Origin of the sequence: Paenibacillus sp. Y5S-9 (assembly GCF_036894235.1) — a bacterium.
In the GTDB taxonomy this organism is placed as follows: domain Bacteria; phylum Bacillota; class Bacilli; order Paenibacillales; family Paenibacillaceae; genus Paenibacillus.
Map to the genome: position 1 here is coordinate 1 of NZ_CP145887.1, position 18,356 is coordinate 18,356.

Annotated in this window: 10 protein-coding genes and 3 rRNA genes; 12 read left to right on the top strand and 1 reads right to left on the bottom strand. The window is 47.5% G+C overall.

From position 1 onward, the window contains the following. The 6 genes from dnaA to gyrB all read left to right on the top strand — a co-directional run bounded on the left by dnaA (position 1) and on the right by gyrB (position 6,428). Positions 1-1,347 (top strand): chromosomal replication initiator protein DnaA, encoded by a 1,347-nt coding sequence (gene dnaA, locus V6669_RS00005; RefSeq protein WP_036611990.1) that lies wholly within the window; start codon positions 1-3, stop codon positions 1,345-1,347. A 220-nt stretch (positions 1,348-1,567) separates the two neighbouring features. Beyond that, a complete protein-coding gene (dnaN, locus tag V6669_RS00010) occupies positions 1,568-2,710 on the top strand; it encodes a DNA polymerase III subunit beta (protein WP_017691408.1) in 1,143 nt (380 codons plus the stop codon). A 16-nt stretch (positions 2,711-2,726) separates the two neighbouring features. Continuing rightward, positions 2,727-2,942: a S4 domain-containing protein YaaA gene (gene yaaA, locus V6669_RS00015; RefSeq protein ID WP_036611994.1), complete on the top strand. Its 216-nt coding sequence runs from the start codon at positions 2,727-2,729 to the stop codon at positions 2,940-2,942. A 57-nt stretch (positions 2,943-2,999) separates the two neighbouring features. Beyond that, positions 3,000-4,112, top strand: coding sequence for a DNA replication/repair protein RecF (gene recF, locus V6669_RS00020; RefSeq protein ID WP_076216624.1), 1,113 nt, complete (start codon positions 3,000-3,002; stop codon positions 4,110-4,112). 14 nt (positions 4,113-4,126) lie between these two features. Next, entirely contained in the window at positions 4,127-4,375 is a 249-nt protein-coding gene (locus V6669_RS00025) for an extracellular matrix/biofilm biosynthesis regulator RemA family protein (protein ID WP_017691405.1), read from the top strand. A 142-nt stretch (positions 4,376-4,517) separates the two neighbouring features. Then, on the top strand, positions 4,518-6,428 hold the full coding sequence (gyrB, locus tag V6669_RS00030; protein WP_076216622.1) for a DNA topoisomerase (ATP-hydrolyzing) subunit B: 1,911 nt from the start codon (positions 4,518-4,520) through the stop codon (positions 6,426-6,428). Positions 6,429-6,519: 91 nt separating this feature from the next. Here the strand turns inward: gyrB and V6669_RS00035 are convergent, their stop codons facing one another. Next, entirely contained in the window at positions 6,520-7,467 is a 948-nt protein-coding gene (locus V6669_RS00035) for a YheC/YheD family protein (RefSeq protein WP_338589682.1), read from the bottom strand. A gap of 426 nt (positions 7,468-7,893) precedes the next feature. Here V6669_RS00035 and gyrA point away from each other — a divergent pair, with 426 nt between their 5' ends. From gyrA to V6669_RS00065, 6 genes are all read left to right on the top strand, one after another. Next, positions 7,894-10,458, top strand: coding sequence for a DNA gyrase subunit A (gene gyrA, locus V6669_RS00040; protein ID WP_338589684.1), 2,565 nt, complete (start codon positions 7,894-7,896; stop codon positions 10,456-10,458). A 223-nt stretch (positions 10,459-10,681) separates the two neighbouring features. After that, positions 10,682-11,800 (top strand): HD-GYP domain-containing protein, encoded by a 1,119-nt coding sequence (locus V6669_RS00045; protein WP_338589686.1) that lies wholly within the window; start codon positions 10,682-10,684, stop codon positions 11,798-11,800. A 469-nt stretch (positions 11,801-12,269) separates the two neighbouring features. Beyond that, a 16S ribosomal RNA gene (locus V6669_RS00050) occupies positions 12,270-13,822 on the top strand. A 244-nt stretch (positions 13,823-14,066) separates the two neighbouring features. Continuing rightward, positions 14,067-16,992, top strand: a 23S ribosomal RNA gene (locus V6669_RS00055). A gap of 75 nt (positions 16,993-17,067) precedes the next feature. After that, positions 17,068-17,184, top strand: a 5S ribosomal RNA gene (gene rrf / locus V6669_RS00060). Together the 16S, 23S and 5S rRNA genes form the textbook arrangement of a ribosomal RNA operon. Positions 17,185-17,396: 212 nt before the next feature. Continuing rightward, positions 17,397-17,837, top strand: coding sequence for a hypothetical protein (locus tag V6669_RS00065; protein WP_017691399.1), 441 nt, complete (start codon positions 17,397-17,399; stop codon positions 17,835-17,837). Positions 17,838-18,356: the final 519 nt, after the last annotated feature.

Sequence of the window (18,356 nt, forward strand, 5' to 3'; positions counted from 1 at the left end):
GTGGACAGCCATACTTCTGATTTATGGCAGCAAATTTTATCAATCATACAAAACAAACTCAGCAAACCCAGCTTTGACACCTGGTTCAAAGCAACCAAAGCCACCAAGCTAAATGACCGTTCAATCGTCATTTCCGCACCAACCACGTTTGCCGTCGAATGGCTGGAGAGCCGTTACACCAAATTGGTTGGCTCGACGGTATACGAGCTGCTTGGCAAGCAAGTCGATGTGAAATTTGTCATTGAAGAGAACAAGCCTGCTGAACCGGACCCGCAATTGCCGGCGCCAACGCCTACAGTTGTACAGGAAGAAGCGGTACTCAGCATGCTGAATCCGAAATATACGTTCGATACATTTGTCATCGGGCCGGGCAACCGTTTTGCCCATGCCGCATCGCTGGCGGTCGCTGAAGCGCCCGCCAAAGCTTACAATCCTCTCTTCCTGTATGGAGGAGTAGGACTCGGTAAAACACACTTGATGCATGCGATCGGACATTATGTTCTGGAGCATGATCCGGGCAGCAAAGTCGTTTATTTGTCGTCTGAGAAATTCACGAACGAATTCATTAACTCGATCCGTGACAACCGCGGGGAGAGCTTCCGTAACAAATACCGGAGCGTCGACATTTTGCTCATTGATGATATTCAGTTCTTGGCGGGAAAAGAATCAACACAAGAGGAATTTTTCCATACGTTTAATGCGCTGCATGAGGAACGGAAGCAGATCATCATCTCCAGCGACAGACCACCGAAGGAAATTCCGACACTGGAAGAACGACTTCGTTCTCGCTTTGAATGGGGGTTAATCACGGATATCCAGCCTCCAGATTTGGAGACAAGGATCGCAATTTTGCGTAAAAAGGCACGTGCGGAAAACTTGGATATTCCGAATGAAGCGATGATGTACATTGCCAACCAGATTGACACCAACATCCGTGAACTGGAAGGCGCCCTGATTCGGGTCGTTGCTTATTCTTCACTGACTAATCAAGATGTAACCACTCATCTGGCAGCTGAAGCACTGAAGGATATTATTCCTTCCAGTCGTCCCAAAATGATCACTATTCATGACATCCAACAAAAGGTCGGCGAGTATTATAGCCTTAAGCTTGAAGATTTCAAAGCACGGAAACGGACCAAGGCAGTTGCTTTCCCAAGACAGATTGCCATGTATCTCTCTCGTGAACTGACAGACTTTTCTCTGCCCAAAATTGGGGAAGCATTCGGAGGACGAGATCATACCACTGTCATACATGCTCACGAAAAAATCTCCCAAGCGATTAAAAACGATCAGGATCTCTATAAAGTTATCAACAACTTAACCGAAAAAATTAAGAATCCAACCTGAACAAGTCCCAAGCCTATGCACAACGTATACACATGTGGATAGGCTTGGGTGTACGGGTTTATACCCACTTATCCACATATTCAGTGCCCCTATTACTATTATTACTAAAAAGATCTTAAAGATATCATCTCCAAAATAGCCATTTCGGAGCTTAGCCTTCGGCCTTTGAAAAACACCTTTCAACACCCCAACACCCAAAAAATCAGCTAGGAGTGAAACCATGAAAATCAGCATAATGAAAAACTACTTAAACGATTCCATACAGCAAGTATCCAAAGCGATCTCGAGCCGTACGACGATTCCGATTCTGAGCGGTATCAAATTCGACGTGAATCATCAAGGTGTAACGTTGACAGCAAGTGACACCGATATATCCATTCAATCCTTCATCCCGCTTGAAGATGGAGATAAAAGCGTAGTTCAGGTAGATCAACCCGGCAGTGTAGTTTTGCCAGCCAAGTTTTTCGTGGAGATCATCAAGAAGCTGCCATCACAGGAAGTACACATGGAAGTCAAAGAGAACTTCAATACCTTTATCTCTGCAGGTGCTACCGAAATTCAACTGGTAGGTCTTGATCCGGAAGAATTCCCGGTACTGCCAAGCATCGAAGAAAACCAAACGGTCTCCATTCCAGGAGATTTGCTGAAAAATATGATTAAACAAACGGTCTTCTCCATTTCCACACATGAGACTACTCCAATCCTGACAGGTGTACTCTGGAGTTTGGGTGACAACGAATTGAAATTTGTGGCAACAGACCGTCACCGTCTTGCTACTCGATCAGCAATGCTGGATAATGCAGAAGGTATCCGCTTCAACAACGTGGTCATTTCCGGTAAAACGCTGAACGAACTCAGCAAAATTGTTCCGGATCAAAATACCCTTGTGGATATCGTTGTTGCAGATAACCAGGTCCTGTTCAAAATCGACCGTGTATTGTTCTACTCTCGTATTTTGGACGGAACATATCCCGATACTTCTAGAATTATTCCAACGTCATACAAAACAGAACTTGTTTTAGATACAAAAAAATTAAGTGAATCCATAGACCGGGCTTATTTGCTGTCGCGTGAAGAGAAAACAAACATCGTGCGTATGCAAACGATGGATTCGGGATCCGTTGAAATTTCTTCAAGCTCTTCCGAGCTAGGTAAAGTAAGAGAAGAAATCGAACCTGCCGAGTTTACAGGAGATCCGTTAAAAATTTCGTTCAACTCCAAATACATGCTGGATGTGCTGAAAGTTGTTGAAAGTGAGCAGCTGATGATCGCTTTTACAGGAGTCATGAGTCCAATTATCTTGAAACCGCTGGATGACAGTCACAGCCTTTACGTGATATTGCCATATCGGACGACCAACTAACGAAAGGAAGATCACTGTGAACCAAGTTACGATTCGTACGGAATATATTAAGCTTGATCAATTTTTGAAACTGGCTGATTGCATCCCAACTGGAGGTATGGCCAAAGCTTTGCTTCAGGAAGGTCTTGTACGTGTGAATAAAGAGCCTGAGGAACGCAGGGGACGTAAGTTATACCCTGGGGATATCGTTGAAGTGGACGGAGAAGGCACATTCGAAGTTGCTGCAGAATAAGAAGACCAGTTCGATCCTGCTGCCTCCTGACGGACGGGATAAAAGGGAGGTTACCGCGTGTTTGTGAACAGCATTGATCTGCAGAATTTCCGCAATTATGAACATCTGAGACTGGATTCTTTTGGTCCCGTAAACTTGTTGATCGGGCAAAATGCCCAAGGCAAGACCAATCTTGCAGAGGCGATTTTTGTACTCGCACTCACCAAGAGCCATCGTACATCCCGTGACAAGGAGTTAATCCGTTTCGGTGAGGAACGTGCCAGACTTGCAGCAGAGGTCGACAAAAAGTACGGATCGGTCAAGCTTGAACTATCTTTGTCGCAACAAGGCAAAAAAGCAAAGATTAACGGCTTGGAGCAGCGCAAGTTAAGTGATTTTGTCGGAGCGCTCAATGTTGTGATGTTTGCACCGGAGGATCTGGAGATTGTAAAAGGCACACCGGGGGTCCGCCGCCGGTTTCTTGACATGGAGATTGGACAGGTTGCACCTGGCTACCTGTATCACCTGCAACAATATCAAAAAGTGCTCGTCCAACGAAACAATTTGCTTAAGCAGTTATGGGGACAAGGGGCATCAGCCCAGACCATGCTTGAGGTGTGGAACGAACAACTGGTTGAGCATGGTGTTAAAATCGTCAAAAAAAGGAAACAATTCATAAAGAAACTGCAAAAGTGGGCAGAAACGATTCATCAGGGGATCACCGGAGGCGGAGAAGTCTTGCGGCTGGCCTACCTTCCTTCCTTCAGCGAAGCCGCTGAGGAAGATGAAGCTGTCTTAATGGACCAATTTATGATAAAATTATCACAAATGAAAGAGCAGGAGATTCGCCGAGGCACAACCCTTAGTGGGCCGCATCGGGATGACCTGTCCTTTTTCATTAACGATCGGGAAGTACAAACATATGGCTCGCAGGGGCAGCAGCGCACAACAGCGTTGTCCCTTAAACTTGCGGAAATTGAACTGATTCATGAAGAAATCGGAGAATATCCAGTTCTGTTGCTGGATGATGTTCTGTCCGAGCTGGATCCTTTTCGCCAGACGCAGCTGATCGAAACGTTCCAGAGCAAGGTGCAAACCTTTATTACGGCTACGGGGATCGAGAGCCTGAACGTTGACAAGCTCAAAGATGCCAGTATTTATCACGTTCATGCCGGACAGGTTGAACGCTAAGGAGTGAGGGGCTTATGTACATTCATCTGGGCGGTGAGAAGATCATCCGTTCTTCCGAATTGGTCGCTATTTTTGATATATCGATTGAAAAATCCTCAAAGATCTCCAAGCAGTATGTCACGCATGCCGAGCAGGAAAAAACAGTGGAACACATCGGTGAAGAGGAAGCGAAGTCCATTGTGGTGACCAAAAACATTGTGTACTACTCGCCTATTTCCTCAGCCACGCTGAAGAAGCGGGCTCACATTTTTCCTGATCTCTAGCGTTTGTGTCGCATAAGGTATGTCTTTTTCTGCTTGTTTTTATGTGGACATCTGGCTGAAATGAAGGACGTTGCCTATTTCAGCAAACATTATTAGTTAACGCATATTTACGATATTGAATCTATAGAAGTAGGTGAAAGGCATGTCTATGAATCAACCGTCATATGATGCGAATGAAATTCAGGTCCTTGAAGGATTGGAAGCCGTACGGAAGCGTCCGGGGATGTATATCGGTTCCACCAGTTCCAAGGGCCTGCATCATCTGGTCTGGGAAGTAGTGGACAACAGTATTGACGAAGCGCTTGCAGGTTACTGTGACCACATTGAGGTCAGTATCCATGAAGACAATAGCGTGACTGTAGTCGATAACGGACGGGGTATTCCTGTCGGCGAACATACCAAAATGAAACGTCCTGCACTTGAGGTAGTTATGACTGTCCTCCATGCAGGGGGGAAATTTGGCGGCGGCGGATATAAAGTATCCGGTGGTTTGCATGGTGTTGGTGTGTCCGTTGTGAATGCACTCTCTGAAAAAGTGGTTGTAACGGTTAAACGTGAGGGACATATCTATCAACAGGAATATCGCCGTGGAGCTCCACAGTACGACCTGAAAGTGATCGGTACAACCGACGAAACAGGAACAACGGTTAGATTCCATCCGGACCCTGAAATTTTCACGGAAACAAGAGTTTATGAATATGACATCTTGCTGGCCCGTATTCGTGAGCTGGCGTTCCTGAACAAGGGTATTGGTCTTACACTGACGGATGAGCGTACAGGTGCAACCAACTCATTCCTGTATGAAGGCGGCATTATCGAATACGTCTCCTTCCTCAACCAGAAGCGCGAAGTACTGCATGAGAATCCAATTTACGTTGAAGGTTCCAGAGATAACATCCAGGTGGAAGTTGCCCTGCAATACAATGACAACTACACCGAGAATATCTATTCCTTCGCAAACAATATCAACACGCATGAGGGCGGAACGCATGAATCAGGTTTCAAGAGTGCCCTTACGCGGATTATCAATGACTACGCCCGTAAGGCGGGGGTAATCAAGGACAGCACGGGGAACCTTTCCGGGGATGACGTGCGTGAAGGCTTGACAGCTATTATTTCGGTCAAGATTCCGGAGCCGCAATTTGAAGGACAGACCAAGACCAAGCTGGGCAACAGCGAAGTGCGTGGGATTGTCGAATCCTTGTTTGCCGAGAAGCTGCAGGAATTCCTGGAAGAGAACCCTTCCGTATCCCGTCGCATTTTGGAAAAAGGACTGCAAGCAGCACGTGCGCGTGAAGCTGCCCGTAAAGCCCGTGAACTGACACGTCGTAAAGGTGCACTCGAAGTAAGCTCACTTCCAGGTAAACTGGCAGACTGTTCATCCAAGGATGCTTCAATCAGCGAATTGTACATCGTCGAAGGTGACTCTGCAGGCGGATCAGCGAAGCAAGGTCGGGATCGTCATTTCCAAGCGATTTTGCCGCTGCGTGGTAAGATTCTAAACGTGGAAAAAGCTCGTCTCGACCGCATCTTGGGTAATGCGGAGATTAGAGCAATTATTACGGCAATGGGTACAGGTATTGGTGATGACTTCGATATTGCCAAAGCCCGCTATCACAAAATTATTTTGATGACCGATGCCGACGTCGATGGTGCTCATATTCGGACACTACTGCTGACATTCCTGTATCGGTACATGCGTAAAATCATTGAGGCAGGTTATGTGTATATTGCACAACCGCCATTGTTCAAGATTGAGCGTAACAAAGTGATTCGTTATGCCGGTTCCGAGAAAGAGCGCGATGAAATTATTGCAACGCTCGGGGAAAATGCGAAATTCAACGTTCAGCGTTACAAAGGTCTTGGCGAGATGAATGCCGGACAATTGTGGGAAACGACGATGGATCCGGAGAGCCGGACCATGATGCAAGTATCGATTAATGATGCCATCCTTGCTGATACCATGTTTGACACCCTGATGGGGGATAATGTTGAACCGCGTCGTGACTTTATCCAGGAAAATGCGAAATACGTGAAAAACCTCGACATTTAACACATTCGAAGAGGCGCCTGAGAGGGCGCCTTTTTTTATATTAGAGAAGTATGGAACAGGGAAGGCGTAACTTAGACTTCCGTACCCTTTGTTATCTACGTACACGTTTTTTGGCAGACGAGGCCTGTGCTTTGGGGGATGGACGGGAGCTCTTAGCCTTTTTGGAGGGCAAACGACCGTACGCAATCGCATAACGTTTGATCTTCCGGTACGCCTCCTTGTCCGGTAATAAGCCAAAAGCATAAATGCCTGGCAGTGTGTTGACTTCAAGAATCCAGGGACGCCCTGCTTCGTCTAGCGCAATATCAATACCAATCTCTTTGAGTCTTGGAAATGATGTTTGCAATTGTACAGCGGTATGAATACCTAAGCGGTACAGCTCAGTGCGGAGTTTCTTGAAGCCATCCTGGTGAAGATGGGGGAGTACGAGTTCTTCAAACGTGGCCAATCGCCCACCACCATGAATGTTGGTGATGATTTTGCCCGGCGCAGCAACACGTCCCAGAATACCTGTTGTTTCCCAGTTGTGTTGCAGATTTTTCTGAGTTAACACACGCAAGTCAAAAGGCAAATCTTCATGCTTCATCAGCGATATTCCCTGTTGAATGATATATTCACGTTCCTGAATGCGATCATTCAGTGCTCGTTCGAGTTCGTCCAGGGAATGAAATGATCTCTCCTCTGTACCGTATTGGAGTTGATATGTTGTTGTGAGATAGGTAGCTCTGGAGGTAACAGCACTTGCTTCGGGTTCATCAGGCAGGTTCCGATCATCGGTTTCTTCCGAAACCTCTGCATCTGTGGTGGAATCTTCTGAATTAACGACAGGTTCGTATATACGCGTTGTTTTCACCCGCATGACCCCATTACCGTAAGTACCACGATCCGGTTTGATATAGTTGGACTCAAATAATTCAGTCATTCGTTCCAGAGTTTGACGGCTATATTTTCGGGTCACTGGGATATATTCATTCACAATGCGACTGCGTTGTAATACAGCTGTTTTGGCCCATTTGCTGGAGACGCGTTGGATACCCAAGATTCATCAGTCCTTTCATGTTTTGCTTAGTTCTAAAGAGGGACAGACACGGAGAAATCAAAGGACAAGAGACGATTTCAGTGGTATAATAGAGAAATATGGCGTTTTGTGCGATGAGCTGCACAATTTGCAGTTTGATCGTAGGACGGGAATGGCTTTAGCCTCGGTAGGCACAGTACATATGCCGTTTTTCTAGCATTGTATGTGCAATTGGGGAGGAAGGCAGGGCGTATCCCTAGACACGCAGAAGTTCCCGGAAGAAAGGCTATTGCCCAGCGGACGTTTAATTGTGTAACTTTTGTGAAAGTAATATAATAAAGAGTAGCGTTCTTGCGCGGTTTAGCCTTGTTAGGCTTTTCACATATAATCAACTTTTTTTGCATGACGGAATGGAACGTTTGTTGAAGGACAAGAAGGAGGTCCAGCATGGCGGAAGAAATGAACTCTCAGATTACAGATCGGGATATAGGCGTCGAGATGCGTGAATCGTTTATGGATTATGCGATGAGCATCATCGTTAGCCGTGCCTTACCTGATGTGCGTGATGGATTGAAGCCGGTTCACCGGCGTATTCTGTACGCGATGTCAGAGCTTGGCATGACACCCGATAAACCACATAAAAAATCAGCCAGAATCGTCGGCGAAGTTATCGGTAAGTATCACCCACACGGTGACTCTGCTGTTTACGAGACGATGGTACGGATGGCACAGGATTTCTCCCTGCGTTATATGCATGTAGATGGACATGGTAACTTTGGATCGGTCGATGGTGATATGGCAGCAGCCATGCGTTATACCGAAGCACGTTTGTCCAAGATTGCTATGGAAATGCTCAGAGATATCAACAAGGATACGATTGATTTCCAGCCGAACTATGACGGTGAAGAACATGAGCCAATCGTTCTGCCTGCTCGTTTTCCTAACTTGCTTGTCAATGGGGTCGGCGGGATCGCGGTAGGTATGGCTACCAATATTCCTCCTCATAACCTGGGCGAGGTCATTGATGGTGTACAGGCCATGATTCAAAATCCGGACATTACATCCATGGAACTCATGGATTACATTCAAGGACCAGACTTCCCTACATCCGGCTACATTTTGGGCCGCTCAGGCATTCGCCAGGCGTATCAGACCGGACGTGGTTCAGTAACGATGCGGGCCAAAACCAACATCGAAGAGAACAACAACAAGGCGCGAATTATCGTTACGGAGCTGCCTTATCAGGTAAACAAGGCGAGACTCGTTGAAAAAATCGCCGAGTTGGTACGTGATAAAAAGATTGATGGTATTACTGACCTTCGTGATGAGTCTGACCGTAATGGTATGCGGGTTGTAATTGAGCTTCGCAGAGACGTGAATCCGGGGGTTGTCCTGAACAACCTGTATAAACATACATCGATGCAATCCACTTTCGGGATTAACATGCTTGCGATTGTTAATAAAGAACCTAAAATTCTGAACTTGCGTGAGGTGTTGTATCACTACCTGCAGCATCAGATTGAGGTTATTCGCAGACGTACGCAGTTTGAACTGAAAAAGGCTGAAGCTCGTGCACACATTCTGGAAGGCTTGCGCATTGCGCTGGATCATATCGACGAGATTATTACGTTGATTCGTTCATCCAGTAATGCGGATGCAGCAAGAGAAGGTTTGATTGAGCGTTTTTCACTCAGTCATGACCAGGCTCAAGCTATTCTCGATATGCGTTTGCAACGCCTCACAGGTCTGGAACGCGAACGTATTGAAAATGAATATAACGAACTGATGGTCAAAATCAGAGAGTATCGCGAAATTCTGGCCAATGAGCATCTGGTACTTGAGATTATCAGTACGGAGCTGCAAGAGATCCGCGACCGCTTCAGCGATGATCGTCGTACGGAGATCACTGTAGGTGAAGAGAGTATTCTGGATGAGGACCTGATTCCACGTGAAGAGGTTATCATTACGATTACTCATACAGGCTACGTGAAACGTCTGCCGGTATCCACATACCGCAGCCAGAAACGTGGTGGTCGTGGGGTCGTGGGTATGGATACGAAAGATACCGACTTTGTTGAGCATCTGTTCGTGACCAACTCTCACAATTACCTCATGTTCTTCACTGACAAAGGTAAAGTGTATCGTCTCAAAGCTTACGAGATTCCAGAGCTTGGACGTACCGCACGGGGAACGCCGATTATCAACCTGATCCAGATTGAGCAGGGTGAATCAGTTAATGCCGTGATTCCGGTTCAGGAATTCGAAAGTGACAGATACTTGTTCTTTGCTACCCGCCAAGGGGTTGTGAAGAAAACACCACTTGAGGATTACACCAATATCCGCAAAGGCGGCTTGATCGGTATTTCCTTGCGTGATGATGACATTCTGATCGATGTTAAGCTGACCGATGGACAGCAAGAGATCATCATGGGTACAGCTCACGGAATGTCTATTCGATTCTCCGAAGGTAATGTACGTTCCATGGGACGTAGTGCCACCGGGGTTAAAGGGATCACATTGGATGAACAGGATGCCGTTATCGGCATGGATGTAGTTGATAAAGACCTTGATGTTCTAATCGTTACAGCCAAAGGTTACGGTAAACGTACACCTGTGAGTGACTATCGAATGCAGACTCGTGGCGGTAAAGGGATCAAGACTATTAATGTCACAGAGAAGAACGGCGCAGTAGTCAGCCTCAAAATGGTTAAAACCGAAGAGGATCTGATGATTATTACGTCTAGCGGTACGTTGATCCGGATGAGCATGGAAGGCATATCCACTATGGGTCGATACACGCAGGGTGTGAAGCTGATTCATATTCGTGACGAGGATTCAGTAGCTACAGTCAGCCGAATTGATAAGAATGAAGAAGAACCAGACGATGAGTCGCTTGAAGGCTTGGAAGGCGAGGAGTCCCAAGCTCCGGTAGTAAGCTTGGAAGAAGGCACCATTTCTGATGCTGAGGTTAATGAAGTTGAGGGCGACGACGATTCCGGTTCGGAAGCATAAAAATAGAATGTTATAAAAACCGATCTCTTGGAGATTGGAAGAAGATTGCGAGGGCTCCCACAGGGAGCCCTTTTGTTGTATAAAGGAATCTCTTCGTGTATTCTTCCCAATCTGGGATGTACAGCCTGATTTCTGAGTAATATAATGGGAAATATCATGAAAAACCGGGACTATGGTCTTGTTTGTTATTAACATAGAAGAACGATGAGTGAGGGGAATACACATGGGATTAATCACCCTGTCAGAAGTCAAACCAGGACTCAAACTTGGAAGTGATGTGCAAACACTTCGCGGCAACGTTCTGCTTCAGAAGGGAAAAGTTATTTTACCCAAGGATATGGAAGTGCTCAGAGCCTTTATGATTCAACAGGTAGATATTGAACAAGAAAGAATGGCGCTGAGTAGTACAGCAACCAAAGGTGCCTCTGTGTCCGCAGGAAGTTCTGCCAATGACAAGAATGGTGAACGGGCAGGGAAGACAGGGAACGTCACCACAGCTCCTGTAGTAACGTCTTTGCAGGATGAGTATGAGAAGATGGTCGGACTAACGAAAAATGCTTTCCTGTCCTCTCTGGCGGCTGAATTGCCGGTCTATGAGTTACGTACACAGTTGGAGGCTGTGTTTGCACATCTCAAACAATATAATGTGCTTACCTTCAGTCCACGAGTAATGCAAGAACATGATTATGTATATCACCATGCCGTACTGAGTGCGATCACATCGTATCAACTGGCTCAATGGATCGATCTGCCCTCCAAGGATTGGATGCAAGTTGCTTTTGCAGGCTTGTTACATGATATTGGTAACAACAAGGTAGATCCGCAGATTCTCCATAAACCATCCACGTTGACGGCTACAGAGCAGGAAGAGATTCGCCAGCATACGAAATATGGTTATCAGATCCTTAAACAGGCAAAGGCCATTAACGAGGGAGCCAGACTTGCAGCTTTGCAGCATCATGAAAAAGTTGATGGATCAGGCTACCCGTTGCAGCTTAGTGGGACGCAGATTCATATTTATGCCAAGATTGTAGCTATTGCTGATATTTTCCACGCCATGACGCTGGAGAAGATCTACCGCAAGGCACAATCACCATACCTAGTACTAGAACAGATCCAAAGTGAGGCATTTGGGAAATTGGATCCTGCAATTGTAAGAGTATTTGTTCAACGTTCGACCCAGATCCATAATGGCATCCGAGTAAAACTCAGCAATAACCAAATTGGAGAGATCGTATTCTCTGATCGAGATCATCCTACACGGCCTATGGTGTCAGTAGAAGGAACCATCATTAACCTGATGCAGCAACGGCAGCTTCACATCCAAGAGGTTATCGGATAACAATAGATATTAAAGTAACTTGAAGAGAGGGCCTTTCTTTTATAGAGAGGCTTTTTACGTGAGATAAATGTGGGAATGTAGAAAAACCAGAAATATTATAGAAAGATATATAATTACTCAAAAAAAAGACTTGCATTCAGTATCTGTACATGGTATATTCTAATTCCGGCCAAGAAAACACGGTTTACACGGTGCGGCAAGCAAATGAAATAAGCTTCGAAAGAAACTTAAAAAAAAGAGCTTGCTAAGTTGGTTCGGAAGTGTTATGATATAAAAGTTGCTGAGGAGAACAACATTCGGCAGCGAAACAAGTTTGATCTTTGAAAACTGAACAACGAGTGAGTAAACATTCTGCTTGCAGAATGAAACGCGAAAGTTTGAAACAAGCCTTGGCTTGGATCGGCTGAAGCACAAATGAGATTTTTAATCTCGTCAGATTCAAAATGAGCTTATCGCTCTTTTCAATACTTTATTGGAGAGTTTGATCCTGGCTCAGGACGAACGCTGGCGGCATGCCTAATACATGCAAGTCGAGCGGACTTGAAGAGAAGCTTGCTTCTCTGATGGTTAGCGGCGGACGGGTGAGTAACACGTAGGCAACCTGCCCTCAAGTTTGGGACAACTACCGGAAACGGTAGCTAATACCGAATAATTGTTTTCTTCGCCTGAAGGAAACTGGAAAGACGGAGCAATCTGTCACTTGGGGATGGGCCTGCGGCGCATTAGCTAGTTGGTGGGGTAACGGCTCACCAAGGCGACGATGCGTAGCCGACCTGAGAGGGTGATCGGCCACACTGGGACTGAGACACGGCCCAGACTCCTACGGGAGGCAGCAGTAGGGAATCTTCCGCAATGGGCGAAAGCCTGACGGAGCAATGCCGCGTGAGTGATGAAGGTTTTCGGATCGTAAAGCTCTGTTGCCAGGGAAGAACGCTTGGGAGAGTAACTGCTCTCAAGGTGACGGTACCTGAGAAGAAAGCCCCGGCTAACTACGTGCCAGCAGCCGCGGTAATACGTAGGGGGCAAGCGTTGTCCGGAATTATTGGGCGTAAAGCGCGCGCAGGCGGTCATTTAAGTCTGGTGTTTAATCCCGGGGCTCAACCCCGGATCGCACTGGAAACTGGGTGACTTGAGTGCAGAAGAGGAGAGTGGAATTCCACGTGTAGCGGTGAAATGCGTAGATATGTGGAGGAACACCAGTGGCGAAGGCGACTCTCTGGGCTGTAACTGACGCTGAGGCGCGAAAGCGTGGGGAGCAAACAGGATTAGATACCCTGGTAGTCCACGCCGTAAACGATGAGTGCTAGGTGTTAGGGGTTTCGATACCCTTGGTGCCGAAGTTAACACATTAAGCACTCCGCCTGGGGAGTACGGTCGCAAGACTGAAACTCAAAGGAATTGACGGGGACCCGCACAAGCAGTGGAGTATGTGGTTTAATTCGAAGCAACGCGAAGAACCTTACCAGGTCTTGACATCTGAATGACCGGTGCAGAGATGTACCTTTTCTTCGGAACATTCAAGACAGGTGGTGCATGGTTGTCGTCAGCTCGTGTCGTGAGATGTTGGGTTAAGTCCCGCAACGAGCGCAACCCTTATATTTAGTTGCCAGCATTTCGGATGGGCACTCTAGATAGACTGCCGGTGACAAACCGGAGGAAGGTGGGGATGACGTCAAATCATCATGCCCCTTATGACCTGGGCTACACACGTACTACAATGGCCGGTACAACGGGCTGCGAAATCGCGAGATGGAGCCAATCCCAACAAAGCCGGTCTCAGTTCGGATTGCAGGCTGCAACTCGCCTGCATGAAGTCGGAATTGCTAGTAATCGCGGATCAGCATGCCGCGGTGAATACGTTCCCGGGTCTTGTACACACCGCCCGTCACACCACGAGAGTTTATAACACCCGAAGTCGGTGGGGTAACCGCAAGGAGCCAGCCGCCGAAGGTGGGATAGATGATTGGGGTGAAGTCGTAACAAGGTAGCCGTATCGGAAGGTGCGGCTGGATCACCTCCTTTCTATGGAGAATCGTTTCCTGCAACGGAAACATTCAAATAAGCAGCTAAGCTGCAAAACACTCACTCGTTGCTCAGTTTTGAGAGCTCAAACTCTCAAACAGCTTGCTTTTGCATGGAGCTTGTTCTTTGAAAACTAGATATCGAAACGAAACAAACGCGAATTAGAACATTCCTTTTTAGCTGAACTTGTGTTAAACAAGTTTCAATAAAAACGGTAGATTGCTATTGCTCATATTGAGCAATTGGTTAAGCTACTAAGAGCACACGGAGGATGCCTAGGCGCTAGGAGCCGATGAAGGACGTGGCGAACAACGAAACTGCCTCGGGGAGCTGTAAGCAAGCTTTGATCCGGGGGTGTCCGAATGGGGAAACCCAGCTGGGGTAATTTCCAGTTACACCTAACTGAATACATAGGTTAGTGTGAGGCATACCAGGGGAACTGAAACATCTAAGTACCCTGAGGAAGAGAAAACAATAGTGATTCCGTCAGTAGCGGCGAGCGAACGCGGAGAAGCCCAAACCAGAGAGCTTGCTCTTTGGGGTTGTGGGACGTCTCACATGGAGTTACAAAGGAACCGGTTAAGCGAAGAGGTCTGGAAAGGCCCGCCAAAGAAGGTAAAAGCCCTGTAGTTGAAAGTCTGTTCCCTCCGAGACGGATCCCGAGTAGTGCGGGGCACGTGAAACCCCGTATGAATCCGGCAGGACCATCTGCCAAGGCTAAATACTTCCTAGCGACCGATAGTGAAGCAGTACCGTGAGGGAAAGGTGAAAAGCACCCCGGAAGGGGAGTGAAATAGAACCTGAAACCGTGTGCTTACAAAAAGTCAGAGCCCGTTTTAGGGGTGATGGCGTGCCTTTTGTAGAATGAACCGGCGAGTTACGTTCCCGTGCAAGGTTAAGGTGAAGAGCCGGAGCCGCAGCGAAAGCGAGTCTGAATAGGGCGACTTAGTACGTGGACGTAGACCCGAAACCGGGTGATCTACCCCTGTCCAGGGTGAAGGTGCGGTAACACGCACTGGAGGCCCGAACCCACGCATGTTGAAAAATGCGGGGATGAGGTGGGGGTAGCGGAGAAATTCCAATCGAACTCGGAGATAGCTGGTTCTCCCCGAAATAGCTTTAGGGCTAGCCTCGGAAAACAGAGTCGTGGAGGTAGAGCACTGATTGGGTGCGGGGCCCGCAAGGGTTACCAAGCTCAGTCAAACTCCGAATGCCATAGACTTACTTCCGGGAGTCAGACAGTGAGTGCTAAGATCCATTGTCAAAAGGGAAACAGCCCAGACCATCAGCTAAGGTCCCCAAGTGTGTGTTAAGTGGGAAAGGATGTGGAGTTGCACAGACAACCAGGATGTTGGCTTAGAAGCAGCCACCATTGAAAGAGTGCGTAATAGCTCACTGGTCGAGTGACTCTGCGCCGAAAATGTAACGGGGCTAAACACACCACCGAAGCTATGGCTTGATGCTTTGCATCAGGGGTAGGGGAGCGTTGTATAAGGGTTGAAGGTGTACCGTAAGGAGCGCTGGACATTATACAAGTGAGAATGCCGGTATGAGTAACGAAAAGATCAGTGAGAATCTGATCCGCCGAAAGCCTAAGGGTTCCTGAGGAAGGCTCGTCCGCTCAGGGTAAGTCGGGACCTAAGGCGAGGCCGAAAGGCGTAGTCGAAGGACAACAGGTCGAAATTCCTGTACCACCGTAAGCCGTTATGAGCAATGGGGGGACGCAGTAGGGTAGTGACGCGGACTGATGGATGTCCGTCTAAGCAGTAAGGCTGATGTGTAGGCAAATCCGCACATTGTAAGGCTGAGCTGTGATGGGGAGCGAAAATTATAGTAGCGAAGGTCATGATCTCACACTGCCAAGAAAAGCCTCTAGCCAGGTGAAGGTGCCCGTACCGCAAACCGACACAGGTAGGCGAGAAGAGTATTCTAAGGCGCGCGGAAGAACTCTCGTTAAGGAACTCGGCAAAATGACCCCGTAACTTCGGGAGAAGGGGTGCCCCGGTAGTGTGAATAGCACGAGGGGGCCGCAGTGAAAAGGCCCAAGCGACTGTTTAGCAAAAACACAGGTCTGTGCGAAGCCGTAAGGCGAAGTATACGGGCTGACGCCTGCCCGGTGCTGGAAGGTTAAGGGGAGTGGTTAGGAGCAATCCGAAGCTGTGAACCGAAGCCCCAGTAAACGGCGGCCGTAACTATAACGGTCCTAAGGTAGCGAAATTCCTTGTCAGGTAAATTCTGACCCGCACGAATGGCGTAACGACTTGGGCGCTGTCTCAACGAGAGATCCGGTGAAATTTTAATACCTGTGAAGATGCAGGTTACCCGCGACAAGACGGAAAGACCCCATGGAGCTTTACTGCAGCTTGATATTGAATTTGGGTACGATCTGTACAGGATAGGTGGGAGCCTTTGAAACGTGAGCGCCAGCTTGCGTGGAGGCAACGTTGGGATACCACCCTGATCGTATCTAGGTTCTAACCTGGTACCGTAATCCGGTGCGGGGACAGTGTCAGGTGGGCAGTTTGACTGGGGCGGTCGCCTCCTAAAGAGTAACGGAGGCGCCCAAAGGTTCCCTCAGAATGGTTGGAAATCATTCGAAGAGTGCAAAGGCATAAGGGAGCTTGACTGCGAGACCTACAAGTCGAGCAGGGACGAAAGTCGGGCTTAGTGATCCGGTGGTACCGCATGGAAGGGCCATCGCTCAACGGATAAAAGCTACCCTGGGGATAACAGGCTTATCTCCCCCAAGAGTCCACATCGACGGGGAGGTTTGGCACCTCGATGTCGGCTCATCGCATCCTGGGGCTGAAGTAGGTCCCAAGGGTTGGGCTGTTCGCCCATTAAAGCGGTACGCGAGCTGGGTTCAGAACGTCGTGAGACAGTTCGGTCCCTATCTGTCGTGGGCGTAGGAAATTTGAGAGGAGCTGTCCTTAGTACGAGAGGACCGGGATGGACGTACCGCTGGTGTACCAGTTGTTCCGCCAGGAGCACCGCTGGGTAGCTATGTACGGACGGGATAAACGCTGAAAGCATCTAAGCGTGAAGCCCCCCTCAAGATGAGATTTCCCAGTATGTAAGACCCCTTGAAGACGACGAGGTAGATAGGCTGGGGGTGGAAGTGCAGCAATGCATGGAGCTGACCAGTACTAATCGGTCGAGGGCTTATCCAATTAGCAAGTGATAATTCGCATGTTTCGTTTCGAATCTAGTTTTCAGAGAACGATCTCTGAAATGTAAGCTATGCGTTTGGTGGCGATGGCGGAGGGGTTCCACACGTACCCATCCCGAACACGACCGTTAAGCCCTCTAGCGCCGATGGTACTTGGACCGCAGGGTCCTGGGAGAGTAGGACGCCGCCAAGCAAAGAACCACTGCCGATGTTATTCGGTGGTGGTTTTTATTTGTTTGTAAGGATTAGATACGATGCGCGGAAGCCCTGACATGATCGATACTGGAAGGTAACATTTTTGTTACGGATAACAGCGGCAAAACCAGTATAATAGGACTATGTTAAATATGCTAAAAGTACCTGACCACAGAGCTGGAATGTGCAGCTGTGAAAAGGAGGGTGTGTGTGTTAAGTTGGCGGAGACTTGGACTACAATCATTTCTGTTGCTTTGTTTGACCGTTGTTCTGGCAGGATGCGGTGAAGCTTCAGGATCTGTATGGACTTCATATGAAGGTGCGGTGAACGAGAAAAGTTTTCCGGTGCCTAAAGTAGCGAATAAATCTGACCAGTCTGAAAATAATTCGGATATGGATTATGTTCGATATACGCTGTCTGGTATTAGTGAGAGTACTAGCTTACCTGAGGTATATCTAGACGAGATTAAAAGCTGGGGTTGGACAGAGAGGCAAGCCAAGGGTACATCCAATGAATCCAGTACCTTGCGCGTATTTGCAAAGGAAGGACATACTGTGCATTTAGCGGTACATGATGGTTCCTTTACACTAATGGTTCCTAGAAATGATGCTACTCAAACGACAGTTAAATCATTGGCTGAAGATGATTGAGCTGGTTCAGCTATGGTTCGGTATGATTAATTAACGCTGTGATGTTCCTTATAATATAGTAAGCTCCCGTGTACATGATCGGGGGCTTTTTGTTATTTAGCGAAGTAGGTTTTAGTAATGGTGGGAGAACTTATCACGTATGGTGGATCAGAGGTCATACAGGTACAGAAGGAATGGAGTGGTTTCTTTTGTACACGTATAGGTGGTATGTGTGCTTGAAGTGTAGGGGAGTGTGGACCACTAAAATAGAGGCGGAGGATATAAGTTGTATAAAGCTATTGAGGTAATAAGTGGCTGATGGGAAGCAATTAGAAGGCATATAGAGCTGAGACCGAGCAAGAGATTGCTCAAAGGTGCAAGATCTACGAGATATCTGGGGTTATGAGGAGATGGAACACCGGAGGAAAAGAGGAGAAGAGTAGAGCCTCGAGTGGGGATAACTCATTTTACTATACCCATACTGTGGATAAGGGATAAGAAGGGGACGATAAATAAAGGTTATCCACTGTGGATAACCTT